The 14,086-nt window shown below is 62.1% G+C and carries 12 protein-coding genes and 2 tRNA genes; 9 read left to right on the forward strand and 5 right to left on the reverse strand.

What is annotated here, in order from left to right:
• Nucleotide 1 precedes the first annotated feature (1 nt).
• Both AB8A23_RS20440 and AB8A23_RS20445 read left to right on the forward strand, forming a co-directional pair.
• A complete protein-coding gene (locus AB8A23_RS20440) occupies nt 2-3,079 on the forward strand; it encodes an efflux RND transporter permease subunit (protein WP_175369133.1) in 3,078 nt (1,025 codons plus the stop codon).
• Between the two features lie 57 nt (nt 3,080-3,136).
• Nucleotides 3,137-3,871, forward strand: coding sequence for a tRNA-uridine aminocarboxypropyltransferase (locus tag AB8A23_RS20445; protein ID WP_175368996.1), 735 nt, complete (start codon nt 3,137-3,139; stop codon nt 3,869-3,871).
• Nucleotides 3,872-3,898: 27 nt separating this feature from the next.
• Here the strand turns inward: AB8A23_RS20445 and AB8A23_RS20450 are convergent, their stop codons facing one another.
• The 4 genes from AB8A23_RS20450 to AB8A23_RS20465 form a co-directional block, all read right to left on the reverse strand.
• Complete coding sequence (locus AB8A23_RS20450; protein ID WP_175368861.1) at nt 3,899-4,222, reverse strand: hypothetical protein; 324 nt, start codon at nt 4,220-4,222, stop codon at nt 3,899-3,901.
• Nucleotides 4,223-4,352: 130 nt separating this feature from the next.
• Nucleotides 4,353-4,426, reverse strand: a tRNA-Cys gene (locus AB8A23_RS20455).
• Between the two features lie 85 nt (nt 4,427-4,511).
• Complete coding sequence (locus AB8A23_RS20460; RefSeq protein WP_068736432.1) at nt 4,512-4,691, reverse strand: hypothetical protein; 180 nt, start codon at nt 4,689-4,691, stop codon at nt 4,512-4,514.
• A gap of 175 nt (nt 4,692-4,866) precedes the next feature.
• Nucleotides 4,867-5,838, reverse strand: a complete 972-nt coding sequence (locus AB8A23_RS20465) for a LysR family transcriptional regulator (protein WP_175368997.1) — start codon at nt 5,836-5,838, stop codon at nt 4,867-4,869.
• A 346-nt stretch (nt 5,839-6,184) separates the two neighbouring features.
• Between AB8A23_RS20465 and AB8A23_RS20470 the strand changes: the two genes are divergently transcribed.
• From AB8A23_RS20470 to AB8A23_RS20485, 4 genes are read left to right on the forward strand one after another with little or no spacing between them, the layout of a single operon-like run.
• Nucleotides 6,185-7,501, forward strand: a complete 1,317-nt coding sequence (locus AB8A23_RS20470; RefSeq protein WP_175368998.1) for an ABC transporter substrate-binding protein — start codon at nt 6,185-6,187, stop codon at nt 7,499-7,501.
• Between the two features lie 8 nt (nt 7,502-7,509).
• Entirely contained in the window at nt 7,510-8,385 is an 876-nt protein-coding gene (locus AB8A23_RS20475; RefSeq protein ID WP_175368999.1) for a branched-chain amino acid ABC transporter permease, read from the forward strand.
• Entirely contained in the window at nt 8,382-10,262 is a 1,881-nt protein-coding gene (locus tag AB8A23_RS20480; RefSeq protein ID WP_439058407.1) for a branched-chain amino acid ABC transporter ATP-binding protein/permease, read from the forward strand. The genes AB8A23_RS20475 and AB8A23_RS20480 overlap by 4 nt, the downstream gene beginning before the upstream one ends.
• Complete coding sequence (locus tag AB8A23_RS20485; RefSeq protein WP_439058406.1) at nt 10,249-10,953, forward strand: ABC transporter ATP-binding protein; 705 nt, start codon at nt 10,249-10,251, stop codon at nt 10,951-10,953. Before AB8A23_RS20480 ends, AB8A23_RS20485 begins: the two co-directional genes overlap by 14 nt.
• Nucleotides 10,954-11,001: 48 nt before the next feature.
• Here AB8A23_RS20485 and AB8A23_RS20490 read toward each other — a convergent pair whose 3' ends face one another.
• Nucleotides 11,002-11,175 carry a hypothetical protein gene (locus AB8A23_RS20490; RefSeq protein WP_170849674.1) on the reverse strand — a complete coding sequence of 58 codons (174 nt, stop codon included), beginning with the start codon at nt 11,173-11,175 and terminating at the stop codon, nt 11,002-11,004.
• Nucleotides 11,176-11,451: 276 nt separating this feature from the next.
• On the opposite strand from AB8A23_RS20490, the gene AB8A23_RS20495 reads away from it, so the two are divergent.
• The 3 genes from AB8A23_RS20495 to AB8A23_RS20505 all read left to right on the forward strand — a co-directional run bounded on the left by AB8A23_RS20495 (nt 11,452) and on the right by AB8A23_RS20505 (nt 13,880).
• A tRNA-Asn gene (locus AB8A23_RS20495) sits at nt 11,452-11,526 on the forward strand.
• Nucleotides 11,527-11,677: 151 nt separating this feature from the next.
• The gene (locus AB8A23_RS20500) at nt 11,678-12,256 is read left to right on the forward strand and encodes a protein-L-isoaspartate O-methyltransferase family protein (RefSeq protein ID WP_439058405.1); all 579 of its coding nucleotides are present in this window, start codon (nt 11,678-11,680) and stop codon (nt 12,254-12,256) included.
• A gap of 232 nt (nt 12,257-12,488) precedes the next feature.
• Complete coding sequence (locus AB8A23_RS20505) at nt 12,489-13,880, forward strand: TolC family outer membrane protein (RefSeq protein ID WP_093758553.1); 1,392 nt, start codon at nt 12,489-12,491, stop codon at nt 13,878-13,880.
• Nucleotides 13,881-14,086 lie beyond the last annotated feature (206 nt).

Genomic DNA, 14,086 nt, shown 5'->3' on the forward strand with positions numbered 1-14,086 from the left:
CATGCGGCCGGTCGGCACCACGTTGCTGGCGATCGGACTGTTTCTTCTCGGCGTCGTCGCCTATCACTTCCTGCCGGTCGCCGCGACACCCAATGTCGATTTTCCGATGATCCGCGTACAGGCGTCGCGCCCGGGCGCCGATCCGTCGATCATGGCGGCGACCGTCGCAGCGCCCCTAGAACGACGTCTGGGCATCATTGCCGGCCTCGATCAGATCACCTCAACGAGTTCGCTCGGCTCGACCAGTATTCAGTTGCAGTTCGCGATCGGCCGCGATGTCGATCGCGCCGCGCGTGACGTGCAAGCCGCGATCAATGCGTCGATGGCCGATCTGCCAACCGATCTTCCGACACTGCCTACGTTCCGCAAGGCCAACCCGTCCGCCGCGCCTGTCTTCATTCTCGCTTTGACGTCGCCAACCATGTCGGCCTCCGCGATCTACGACGTCGCCGATACCGTGATCGTACAGCGGCTGTCGCAGGTGCCGGGGGTCGGCGAAGTCACTGCCAGCGGCGCCGACCAGCCCGCGGTGCGCATCCAGCTCAATCCGGTCGCGCTGTCGAATGCCGGGATAGCCACCGACGACGTGCGCACCGCCATCGTCAATGCCAATCCGCTTGGTCCTGTCGGCATCTTCCAAGGATCGCGGCAGAGCGAGACGATCTCGATGAATCCGCAGATGCGCACGGCGGAAGAATTTCGCGAGATCATCGTCAAGAGTTCGAACGGCAATTATCTGCGGCTGTCTGATGTCGCCGATGTTCAGGATGCGACGCGCAACAGTCGCTCGGTTGCCTGGTTCAACAAGCAGCCGGCGGTGCTCATCCAGATCACCAAACAGGGCGACGCCAATGTCATCGACACCGTCGATCGCGTGAAAGCGCTGATCCCCGATCTGAAACAATGGATTCCCGCGGGGATCGAGATTTCGGTTCTGACCGACCGCACGGGTACCATTCGCGCCTCGGTCGAGGACATGGAGTGGACGCTATTTGCCACGGCCGTACTGGTGATGGCCGTGGTGTTCCTGTTCCTGCGTCGTGGCACGCCCACCATCGCGGCCGGCGTCTCGGTGCCGCTGGCGCTGGCCGGTACCTGCGTCGGCATGTGGCTGGCCGGCTTCTCGATCAACAACCTGTCGCTGATGGCGCTGGCGATCTCTGTCGGCTTCGTGGTCGACGACGCCATCGTCATGATCGAGAACATGTACCGCAATCTTGAAGAGGGCATGGCGCCGATGCAGGCGGCGCTCGGCGGCGCCAGGCAGATCGGCTTCACGGTGCTGTCGATCAGCCTGTCGCTGATCGCCGCCTTCATCCCGCTAATCTTTATGGATGGTCTGGTCGGCCGATTGCTGCGCGAATTCTCTTTGACGCTGACATTCTCGATTGTCGTCTCGACGCTGGTATCGCTGACGGTGACACCGATGATCTGTGCGCAATATATCAAAAGCGGTCTGTCGAGCACCGAGACCCGTTTCGACCGTATCGTCGAAGGCACGCTGTCACGCGTCGTGGCGTTCTATGAACGCACGCTGCATGTGGTGCTGGGTTTTCCACTCCTGACGCTGTTGGTGTTCTTCGCCACCATCGCGCTGACGGTCACACTCTACATCAAGACGCCGAAAGGTTTTTTCCCGAACGACGACAGTGGCTTCGTGATCGGCGCAACGCGCGCATCGGCCGATGTCTCGTTTCAGGCGATGCTCGGATTGCAGCAGCATATGGCTGATCTCGTGCTGAGCGATCCCGGCGTGGCCAGTATCGGTTCGTCGCTTGGCGGCACTGGCGGGCCGGGCGGCGGCGGCGCCAACCGGGGCACCATGTTTATCGCCTTGAAACCACCAGAGGAGCGCAACGGAGCGTCGACCGAAGACGTCATCAACCGGTTGCGTCCGAAGCTCAGCGCGGTCCCCGGTATCCGTCTCTTCATGTTTGCTGCCCAGGATCTGCGTGCCGGCGGGCGCCAGAGCGACTCCAACTATCAATACACGCTGACCTCGACCAATCTCGATCTCCTGCAGAAATGGGCACCGCTGGTCGGCAAGCGGCTGGAGAGCGTTGAGGGCATCACCGACGTGTCGAGCGACCGCGATCCCGGCGGATTGCAATTGACGCTGACCATAGACCGCAAGATGGCATCGAGCCTCGGCGTCAAGGTGCAGGACATCGATAACGCGCTCAACAACGCGTTCTCGCAGCGACAGATCTCGACGATCTACACCCAGCGCAACCAGTATAAGGTGGTGCTGGAAATCGATCCGAAATTCCAGAACGATCCGTCCGATCTCGATCGCATCTATGTCGCGGGTCTGAATGGGTCGCAGGTGCCGCTGTCGGCGGTTGTGCGCATGTCGCGCACGTTGTCGGCGCTGGCGGTGTTCCACTCGCAGGGGTTCCCGTCGACGACGGTGTCGTTCAACACGCTACCTGGCGTGCAGCTCGATGCCGTGACAGGCAACATCCAGCGCGCGGTCGACGAACTGCATATGCCGGAAGGAATCCGGGGCGGCTTCGATGGCAATGCCGGTGACTTCAGCAAGACCACGGGGCGGCAGCCGCTGCTGATCCTCGGCGCGCTCATCGCAATGTATATCGTGCTCGGGGTGCTCTATGAGAGCCTGGTGCATCCTCTGACTATCATCTCGACGTTGCCCTCGGCGGGGCTCGGCGCATTGCTGGCGTTGCAGATCACCAACACGCCGCTGACCGTGATCGCCTTCGTCGGGATCATTCTCCTCATCGGCATCGTCAAGAAGAACGGAATCATGATGGTCGACTTCGCCATCGAGGCGGAGCGGCATCGCGGACTGTCGCCCGCCGAGGCGATCTTCGAGGCCTGCACCGTGCGCTTCCGCCCAATCCTGATGACGTCATTGGCCGCGGTGTTCGCCGCGATCCCGCTGGTCATCGCGACCGGGCCGGGCACGGAACTGCGCCGCCCGCTGGGCATCACCATCATCGGCGGGTTGTTCGTCTCGCAGGTGCTGACGCTTTACACCACGCCGGTGATCTATCTCCTGATCGACCGGCTGCGTAACCGCTTCCGCCCGGCACCGCTACCTGCGCCTGCCGAATAGCAAAAATCCGGGCGTCACGGCGGTTGAAGCCTCGGGCCACGCGGCGTATAGCGGGCAATGTCCAAGAAATCAGATCTGCAAGCCGCTGAGGTCGCTGAAGCGATCCCGGAATGTCCGCATTGCCACAAGCCGATGCCGCTGTGCATCTGCGACAGCATTACGCCCATCGACAACAAGATCGAGCTCCTGATCCTGCAGCATCCGCAGGAGCAGGACAGGGCGCTGGGCACCGCCCGCGTCGCGGCGCTTCATTTCAAGAAGGCCACGGTCAAGATCGGCCTGTCCTGGCCGAGCCTCGCCAAGGCGCTGGGCAAGCCGGTCGCGGATCCCGCGCGTTGGGCGATCCTCTATCTCGGCTCGGCCAAGGTCACCGATTACGAGACTGACCGGGATATCCTCGCCATCGACCGCAAGGGTCAGGCTGAGGAAAACCAGCGCGCATTGCTGAAAGACATCCAGGGCATCGTGCTGCTCGACGGCACCTGGAGCCAAGCCAAGGCGCTGTGGTGGCGCAATGCCTGGATGCTGAAATGCCAGCGCGTGATCCTCGGACCGGCCAAACCGTCGCTTTACGGCAAGCTGCGCCGCGAACCGCGCAAGGACGGCCTGTCGACCATCGAAGCCGCGGGGATGTTGCTGGCCAGCCTCGAACGGAAGCCGGAGATCGAGACCACGCTGAACGAGGCTTTCGAGCGGATGCTGGCGAAATATCGCGAAGCCCAGACCGTCATGCCGGAACTGGCGCCAAAGCCCAAACCCAAGCGCGACTGGCGGCGTAAGAAGCACGCCTGATCGCGTTCGGTTTTGATTGATCCCGGCCTATCGGCTGCTGGGCGGCGGACCGACGCCGGCTTCACGCTCGTCACTCGATGATGACGGTCTGACGAGCGACGGAAACGGATTGCGGAACAGTCCGCCGCGAGCTTCTTCCACGACGGGTGCGGGAGGCGGTGCCGGGGCTGCAGCCTGCGGCGGCACCACTGGAACCGGCAGCTTCTCGCACTTCAGGGAGTAGACCAACTGGCCGTCGGCGGTCCGGCCGATCGGCGCGCAGGGATCGGTGCGGGCCGGAACGGGCGGTTTGGCCTGGGCCCAGCCTGGCGAGGTCATCAGCAACGTTGCGATCAAGACCCGGATGTTCATCGTGCCCCCTAGGGTTGGCAGGATGCTACGATCAATACTCCAATCTTGCCAAGCGAAGTGTTGCAGCGCACCACTCATAGCAGTCGCGCCCGATCGCGGGTCTGGCAGGCTAAGTTATTGATTGGATTGATGGAGGCCACGTCGGGAATCGAACCCGAATAAACGGTTTTGCAGACCGGCGCGTAACCATTCCGCCACATGGCCCCATAGCGGGTTAGTTACAGACCGTTCGCCATTTAGGCAATGCCCGGCTGAAATCTTTCATGGGGTCCGACATACCGACACAAGATCAGCAGGAGGCCTGCCAGCCATCCGGAAACGGAATCAGCGGCCAGGGGCCGTCATTGTCGTTCGCAGCGGTCGGAATCGGGGCGAAGAACATTTCCTGGCTGCGCAGATCGTCCCGCACATCGGCCTCGATTTCGGCTCGGACTGTCTCCAGCAGATAGTCAAATTCGGCTTCGCTCATCTTTTAGCTCCCTGTCTTGGGAGCAATCTGACGCAAAGCCTTTGTTGGGCTGTTGAATGGATCGTTCAAATTGTACCGATCCACACGCGAGGCCCGTCATGGTTACCGGGACGTTTACCTCACTGGATCAATGGCGTGGCTCGCGAACGCCGATCAAGCATCGCCGACGGTAACATTAAACTGTCTGGGCTGTAACGGGTGTGTCTGTCTCCAGGAGCGTATCCAGCATCTTGCGGCCCCTGGTGCTGGCCTGCATCAGGGGATCCGCCTTGAAGGTCGATTTCAGGAAGCTCGATACCGCGCGGATGCGCGGCACGAATTGCAGATCGTTATGGACGTTGATCCACAGCTCTCGCGTGGTGGACAGCTTGTCGTGCAGCACCGGGATCAGGTCGGGGCGACGCGCCGTTGCAAAACTTGGCAGCAGTACAAGCCCAATGCCGCCGGCCGCAGCGTTCATCTGCGCGCACATGCTGTTGGAATGGAACGAAACCGGCGGGCTCTTGATGATGTCATCGAGCCAGCGCACGGAGTCGAGCTGGATCTGGTCGTCGATATAGGTGACGAAGCTGTGCTTTGTGAGTTCGGATGGGCTCTTCGGCACGCCATGCGCGTCGAGATACTCTTGCGACGCATAGAGCCCGAGCTGAAAGCAGCCGATCCGCTCGGACACCATGCCCTGACCGGTCGGGCGGAAGAAGCTCAGAAACAGATCGGCCTCGCGCCGGTTCACCGAGACGCTCTGCGGTGACGTCAGCAGCTCGACGGTCAGGTCGGGATGCTGTTTGCGCAATTCGACGAAGCGGTAGGCGAGGTAGAGCGAGGCGATGCCTTCCATCGTGGCAAGACGGACCCGGCCAGCCATACGGCTGCCGCCGCATTGCACGTCTTCCCGCATGGCGATCACGGCGCTCTCGATCCGCTCGGCATGGCAGAGCAGGCGGTCGCCGGTCTCGTTGACCTTCAGTCCGGACGGCAATCGCTCGAACAGCGCCACACCCAGCGTGCTCTCGAGATGCGCGATGCGGCGACTGATGGTGGATTGATCGACCCGGAGGCGCTTGGCCGCACTGCCAAGGCTGCCGCCGCGCGCCGCGTGAATGAAGACCTTGAGGTCGTCCCAATCGAGCGATTTGAAGTTTTCCATGCAGAGTTAACAGCAAGAGCTGTGCCAGCACGCGCTACTGGGACGCCTTGTCGCGGTGGAAAAGCCAGTCTGCAAGGCCCTTTGCAGGATTGTCTATACCCCGTGCGATCCGAAGCAACCTAGCCTGACGGGAACAAAGAACGATCCGTCTCTCTCGCTTTGCGGACGCAGCGCTGCCGGAAGTCCGGGTTCAGCGAGTGACCATGAATGAGGCTCTTGCGATGATCTCGCAGGCACCACGAGAGTCGCGACGGCATGCCGTTCCAGAAGCTCAATTTCGCGGGGGCCAGCCCCCATCGCAGCTCACCGGCCAATGGCGGCGGTGATCGAACCAGAAGGGTGTGTCATGCAGTTTGACCGTCGACAGCTTTTGCTCGGGGGAGTCGGCACTGCCGCGGGCCTCATGCTTCCAGGCAGCGCGTTCGCGCAATCGCCGGCGACGATCGGCACATTTCCGGAAGGCGTCACTGCGGATTCGGTCTTCGTCGGTCTGACCATACCGCTCACCGGTGTGTTCTCGGGCGACGGCGGAGATCTCAAGCTCGGCTATGAACTGGCCATCGCGCAGATCAATGCCGGCGGCGACATCGCGCAGAAGTGGGGCCTCAAGGGCAAGGGCGTGCTCGGCCGGCAGATCAAGTACAAGGTCTCCGACACCGAAGGTAAGCCCAACCTCGACGTGCAGAGCGCGACGCAGTTCATCCAGCGCGACAAGGCGATCATGGTGTCGGGCTCGGTGTCATCAGCCAGCGCCATCGCGCTCGAAGAACTCGGTTCGCGCGAGAAGGTGCTGTACATGGTCGGCATCGCCGGCTCCAACGACATCACTGGCAAGAACTGCCAGCGCTACGGCTTCCGCTCGCAGCAGAACGCTTACATGGCCGCGAAAGCGATGGCGCCCGTCGTCGCCAAGGCGCTCGGCAAGAACGTGAAGTCGGCCTTCCTCGTGCCTGACTACACCTATGGCCATACCGTCTATGACAGCTTCGCCAAGTTCTCGGCGGAGCAGGGCTGGAAGCAAGTCGCCAAGGAAGTCGTGCCGCTCGGCACCACCGACTATTCGTCGGCGCTCCTGAACATCGCCAATAGCGGCGCGGACGTATTCGTCAACATCGCCTTCGGCGGCGATGCGGTCGCTTCGACCAAGCAGGCCGAACAGTTCGGCGTGCTCAAGCGCATGAAGCTTGTGGTGCCGAACCTGTCCTCGTTTCAGGACAAGGAGCTCGGCGCCGAGCTGATGCAGGGCGTCTATGGCAGCTGCGACTTCTGGTGGGGACTGCAGGACACCTATCCGCTCGCCAAGACCTTCGTCGAGAGCTTCGTGGCGCAGAACAAGTACTATCCGCGCTGGGGCGCGCATATCGGCTACATGCAGACCTATCTGTGGGCGATGTCGGTCGAACGCGCCGGTACGTTCAATCCGGTCGATGTGATCAAGGCGATGGAGAGCTCCAAGGTGCAGCCTTACGAGACGACCATCGGCAAGGTCTATTTCCGCGCCGAAGATCACCAGATGGTGCGGCCGATCCCGATCCTGCGCGGCAAGAAGCCGTCCGAGATGAAGAACAAGGAAGACTTCTACGAGATCGTCGATATTGCGGATGGCGAGAGCGTGATGAACGCGCCGGACTTCTTCGGCTGCAAGCTCGGCCCCTACACCTAAGGATCACCATGCCAAGCTGGCCCGTCCTCATCTCCCAGGCCTTTAATGGCCTGGCCCTCGGCACACTGCTGGCCCTCGTCAGTAGCGGGCTGACGATCATCCTGGGCACGCTTGGCGTCCTCAACTTCGCTCACGGCGCGCTGTTCGCCGTGGGCGCCTATGCCGCTTTCGTCCTGCTGCAATACACGTCGTCTTTCGTGCTCGCGATCGTCGTCGGCTGCGGCTTCATGCTGGTGCTCGGCTTCTTGCTGGAACGCATCATCATCCGTTATTTCTACGACCGGCCGCATGAGGATCAGATCCTTGTCACTTACGGCGTGGGCATCGTGCTCGTCGAATGCGTGCGTGCAGCCTTCGGCGGCAATGCGCAGCGTGTGCCGGTGCCGTCCTGGGGGCAGGGCGCGACCCAGATGGGCTTCCTGATCTATCCGACTTATCGCCTGCAACTGATCGCCATCATTGCCGGGCTGCTGCTCAGTCTCTATCTCGTGCTCTATCGCACCTCGATGGGCCTTGTGGTTCGCGCCGGCATCGAGAATCCCGGCATGGTCGGCATCCTCGGCATCAATGTGCGCCGCGCCTTCCTGCTGGTCTTCGCCATCGGCGTTGTCGCCGTCGGTCTCGCCGGCATGCTCTATGCGCCGGTCGTGGCCGTGACGCCGGACATGGGCGCCAATTTCATGGCGCAGTCTTTCGTGGTCATCGTGCTCGGCGGCCTCGGCTCGTTCCCGGGCGCAGTCATCGGCGGCCTGATCGCGGGCGAGATCATCAGCCTGACCAGTGCTTTCAACTCGTCCTATTCGGAAGTGATGCTCTACGCGCTGATGGCGGTGCTGCTGATCATGCGCCCGCAAGGCCTGTTCGGTTCGGAAGGCCGCGCATGATGCGTCCTCGTTCCGGCGGCTTGCGGGGCTGGCTTCCCGAACTCGCGGTGCTGTGCACGCTGATCGTGGCACCCATCGTGTTTCCGCATCTCGGTTTCTCGACCGATCTGCTGACACGTGTGTTGAACTGGGGCCTGATCGGCCTCGGCTTCGATATCCTGTTCGGCCTGACGGGCCTGCTGTCCTTTGGACAGGCCGCATTTTTCGGCGTCGGCGGCTTTGTCAGCGCCTATCTGCTGGTGTCCCACACCATCGATAGCGTCTGGCTGGCGCTGGCGATCGGCACCGTTGCAGCCGGCCTGTTCGGCCTCCTGGTCGGCTGGTTCGCCGTGCGCCGTATCGGCATCTATTTCACAATGATTACGCTGGCCTTCGGCCAGATGGCCTATTTCATCGAGAATTCGCCGCTGTCGGACTATACCGGCGGCGAGAACGGAATCCCCGGCGTGCCGGTGCCGGTGCTCGGCTTCGGCGCCAGTGCGATCCGCATCAGCGCGGGCATGCCGATGTATATCTTGTTCGCAGCGATCTTCTTCCTCGGTTACGTGCTGGCGCGCCGCATCGTGGGTTCGCCGGTCGGTGCAATCCTGTTGGCGATCAAGGAGAACACCGGTCGCGTCGCAATGCTTGGCCATAACGTGCCGGCCTACAAACTGACGGCCTTCGTCATCGCCGCGCTCTATGCGGGCCTTGCCGGCGGTCTGCTCGGCTCGTTCCAGAGCTACATGCCGCCGGATGCGTTCTCGCTGGAGACGTCGGGACAGCTCGTAGTTCAGACCATTGTCGGCGGTGCCGGCACGCTGATTGGTCCGCTGGTCGGCGCGGCTGTCTGGCTCTGGCTGCGCGACAATCTGCAGCTCATTCCGGGCTTTGCGATCCTGTGGAAGCTGGTGCTCGGCATCGCCTTCATCATTCTGGTGATCGGGCTGCGCCGCGGCATCTGCGGCGAGATCGCCCATTGGTGGAACGAACGCCGTAATCTGGCTGCCGCACGTGCGGCCGCGGCCAAAACTGAAGCCATCGAGGCGCATAATATTGATGCAGCGATTAGGCCCACCGCGCCGCCCAGGGAGGTCAGGCTGACCCTTGCCGAGCCCATGACAGGTGATAGCGACATTGCACTCGAAGCCAGATCTCTGGCGCGGCACTATGGTGGCCTCAAAGCCGTCGATGGCGTCTCCTTCAAGGTCCGCCGCGGCTCGATCCATGCGGTGATCGGCCCGAATGGCGCCGGCAAGAGCACGCTGTTCAAGATGCTGCTCGACGAAGTCAGCCCGTCCTCCGGCGAGGTCCTGCTGTTCGGCGAGAAAATCACGGGCGTCGGCGTCAGCAGCGCCGCGCAGCTCGGCATCGCCAAGAGCAATCAGCTCAATCAGCTGTTTCCCAACCTGTCGGTGCGCAAGAACCTGCGGATCGCGGCACTGGCACGCCGTCGCGGCCCAATGCGCTTTGACCTGTTGCGCGGAGCCGGCAGCATTCCCGACGTCGAGGAGCAGATCGCCTCGATCCTCAGCCTGCTCAATCTCGTCCAGCGCGCCGACACGCCGGCGCATATTCTGGCCTACGGCGAAAAGCGCCGGCTTGAGATCGGCATGGCGCTGGCCACCAGCCCGAACGTATTGCTGCTGGACGAACCGCTGGCCGGCATGAGCCCGGCAGAACGCATCGCGACCTGCGCCTTCATTCGCGACATCGGGCGCTCGCGAACCGTGGTCATCGTCGAGCACGATCTCGACGCCATATTCGAACTCGCCGAGCGCATCACCGTTCTCTATGAGGGCCGGCTGCTGGCGGACGGCACCGCCGACGAGATCCGGCGCAATCCGGCCGTGCAGGACGCCTATCTGGGAGGGCTGCACGCGCATGAGCCTGCTTGAAGTCGACAAGATCAATACGCTGTATGGCGATTCCCACGTGCTGTTCGACCTGTCGATCAGGGTCGAGCAGGGCGAGGTCGTGGCACTGCTCGGCCGCAACGGCGCCGGCAAGACCACGACGCTGCGCTCGATCATGGGCGTGCTGTCGCCGCGCAGCGGCCATATCCGTCTCGATGGCAAATCCATCGAGGGCTTGCCGCCCTCGGCCATCGCCAGCATGGGCGTTCAACTGGTGCCGGAAGAGCGCGCCATTTTTGGCGGCCTGACGGTCGAGGAAAACCTGCGCATCGCAGCGCTAACGGCGCCGAATGCCTGGTCCTACGATCGCATCTACGACGTGTTTCCGCGCCTCAAGGAGCGCCACAAGTCGGCCGGACGCACGCTGTCGGGCGGCGAGCAGCAGATGCTGGCGATTGCCCGCGCGTTGATCCGTGATGCACGCATCATCCTGCTGGACGAGCCGTTCGAGGGCCTGGCGCCGCTGATCGTGCGTGATCTCGTCGAGGTCTCACGCAATCTCGCCGCCGAGGGCCGCACCATGATTGTGGTCGAGCAGAACGTTGCGGCGGCATTGAGTTTCGCCAACCGCGTCTATGGGCTCAATAACGGCCACGTGGTGTTCGAAGGCACGCCGGCTGACCTCAATGCCAGTCCCGATCTGATGCGGGACTTCCTCGGCGTCGGAATGTGATTCCCGGGACGTAATCCCGGAGACAATGGCCCCGGGCAACGTGATTCCCTAGATTTCGATCGGCACCGCGAGGCGCCCGATCAGGAGCGCCACCTCATCGAGGTGATCGCTGTCATGCGCCTCGACGGCTTCGGCGAGCCGGGTGACGCATTCGTCATCACTGATAAAGGGCAGGGAGTTGAGGTCGGTCGGAAGCGCGCGGTCGGTGTGCGTGGCTGGCATCGGTCACCTCGTTCGATTCGGAACTTGTTCAACGTCGCGAAGGGCAGTCTTGCGGTGCAATAAGACTAAATAGCGACACGGTTGGAAAGATTATTCTTCGCTCATATGCGACATGGTCCCGACTGGAACGGGCCACACCTCAAGAAGATCCCGTAACATCAGGCATTTCCTGAGTTTTCCCGGATTGGCGGTTGCCGTGCGACAAGCTGCATTTCCTGCTTTCCAAGCGCGGATCGCTTTGTTATACGCTGCGGCCTGCGAACAAGCTTCGCACGTTCCCTGGTAGCTCAGCGGTAGAGCATTCGACTGTTAATCGAATGGTCGCTGGTTCGAATCCAGCCCGGGGAGCCAAACATCCTTCCGCAAAAATGGCTGCCAGAAACCGCGCTCGGGACCGCCTCGATAGCGCTTTGGCTGCCGTGTTTTTACGAACCTTGCATCCCGCTGTGCGCTGCCGTAATTCCTGCAAAAGGAACTTCCAGCCGTTTGCAAGGGATTGCTCATGTCCGACTTTTCGACCGCACGCCAGAAGATGGTTGATGGTCAGGTGCGTCCCAGCGACGTCACCGATTTGCGCATTATCGACGCCATGCTTGCGGTGCCGCGCGAGGAGTTCGTTCCTGCCAGCCAGCGCGCCATGGCCTATCTGGACCTCGACCTGGAAGTCGCCCCGAATCGCTTTCTAATCAAGCCGGTGGTGCTGGCGCGGATGCTGCAGGCCTCCGACGTAAAGGCGACCGACAAGGTTCTGGTGGTTGGTTGCCCCACGGGCTATGCGGCCGCCGTCATCGCCCAGTTTGCCGGGCAGGTCACCAGCGCGGTCGGTATGCCGGCCGATGGCGATGCCGCGAGCGGCCCCTATGATCTGATCGTTCTGGCCGGCGCGACGGAAGTCGTCCCGACCGGGCTTTACAAGCAGCTGGCCCCCGATGGTCAGCTAGTGGGCGTATTCGCCCTGACCAAGCCCGCCCGCGCCGTGATCGTGACCCATTCCCACGAGGATTTTGGCTCCCGCCCGCTGTTCGATGCTACCGCACCGGTCCTGCCGGGCATGGAAAAGCTCCCGGCATTCGTTTTCTAGGGCTGACTGTCCGCCTTATCGGGCATCGGGGCACCGCTAATATCGCCAGCGGTAATTACAAGTGTGGCTTGGATGTCCCATTCGCCAAGTTTTCACTGTCAAGTTTCCACGAGAGGTTCCGTCTCGCCAATGCGCGGAATATGGTGAGTGGAGACTCGCTAACGGACATCATCTGTTCGGTCGCCATAAGTGTGCGCCCGGATCAGTGAACGGCATGAATGGATTACCAAGAATGGGCGGCGTAAAAGCTCTCACCGGTGCTGCAGCTGCGGCCCTTTTGCTGGCATTTGCCGGAGCGTCACCCGTTCTGGCTGACACGATCGAAGCGGCGTTGGTTCGCGCTTATCAGAACAATCCTCAATTGAATGCCCAGCGCGCTTCGGTGCGCGTCACTGACGAGAACGTGCCGCAGGCTTTGTCGGGTTATCGGCCGAGGGTCGCTATCACCGCGAGCGGCGGTTATCAGTACACGGACGCGGTCAACAGCATTGCAGGTACTGCGACCGCAATTCACGGCGTGCAGGTTCCCCGCGCCGTTGGCGCGACCATCACTCAGAATGTGTACAACGGCCAGCAGACGGCGAACCGCACACGTGCCGCCGAGGGACAGGTGTCGGCTGCGCGCGAAGGTCTGCGCGTGCTTGAACAGTCAGTGATCCTCTCCGCCGCGACCATCTACATGGACTATCTGCGCGACTCGGCCGTGGTCGAGGTGCAGAAGAGCAACGTGCGTGTGCTCGAGCAGACGCTGAAGCAGACCCGCGATCGCTTCAATGTCGGCGAAGTCACCCGTACCGACGTGGCGCAGTCCGAAGCCCAGCTCGCTGCCGGCCGCACCCAGTTGCTGACCGCCGAGTCGAATCTCACCACCACGCGCTCGAACTTCCGCCGTATCATCGGCAACGAACCGAGCAACCTGCAGGCGGGTTCGCCCGTTGATCGCTTCCTTCCGAATACGCTGCCCGGCGCCGTCGATCTCGGCCTCGTCGAAAACCCCAACGTCACCGCGGCGATGTTCGGTATCGACGTCAGCTTCCTCAATGTGAAGGTCAACGAAGGCGCTCTGTTCCCGAGCGTGACCTTGCAGGCCAACATCCAGCAGGGTTGGGAACAGTCGATTTCGCAGCCGCGCGGTTTGACGGCATCAGGCATAGCGCAAGTGTCCATCCCGGTTTACCAGGGCGGCGCGGAATATTCGCTGATCCGGCAGTCCAAGGAAACGCTGGCCCAGCAGCGTCTAGCACTGGAGCAGGTGCGCGATCAGACCCGCGCGAGCGTCGTACAGGCCTGGGGTCAGTTGCTGGCGGGCAGGGCGCAGGTCTCGTCCGCGCAGGCGCAGGTGCAGGCTTCCGAAATCGCGCTGAACGGCGTTCGCGAAGAAGCCAAAGCCGGCCAGCGCACCACGCTCGACGTGTTGAACGCGCAGCAGGCGCTGGTGAACGCGCGCGTCGCGCTTGTCACCGCGCAGCATGATCGTGTGGTGGCATCGTACTCGGTGCTTAACGCAGTCGGTCGTCTGTCACCGACGGTGATGAAGCTGAACACCAATGTGTATGACCCCAGCGTGCACTATCATCAGGTGCGCGATAGCTGGGTCGGCGTGCGTACACCCGACGGGCGCTAACGCGCTCAGATATCACCTGATATCGTATCGAAAGGGCCGCTTGTGCGGCCCTTTGCTTGCAATCAATTTGTCCGATGACGTACCGTTTGCATTGCTGGCTTAGCGATTCGGAATGCCTCTCCTAGTTCCTTGGGCATTTCCCGCGCGACAGTTGGTGGTCAGGCGTCGCTTGATCTTGGGGACAAGTCAGGCTTGCGCGCTGAATC

Source organism: Tardiphaga sp. 619_E2_N8_4 (assembly GCF_051810905.1).
Taxonomy (GTDB): domain Bacteria; phylum Pseudomonadota; class Alphaproteobacteria; order Rhizobiales; family Xanthobacteraceae; genus Tardiphaga; species Tardiphaga robiniae.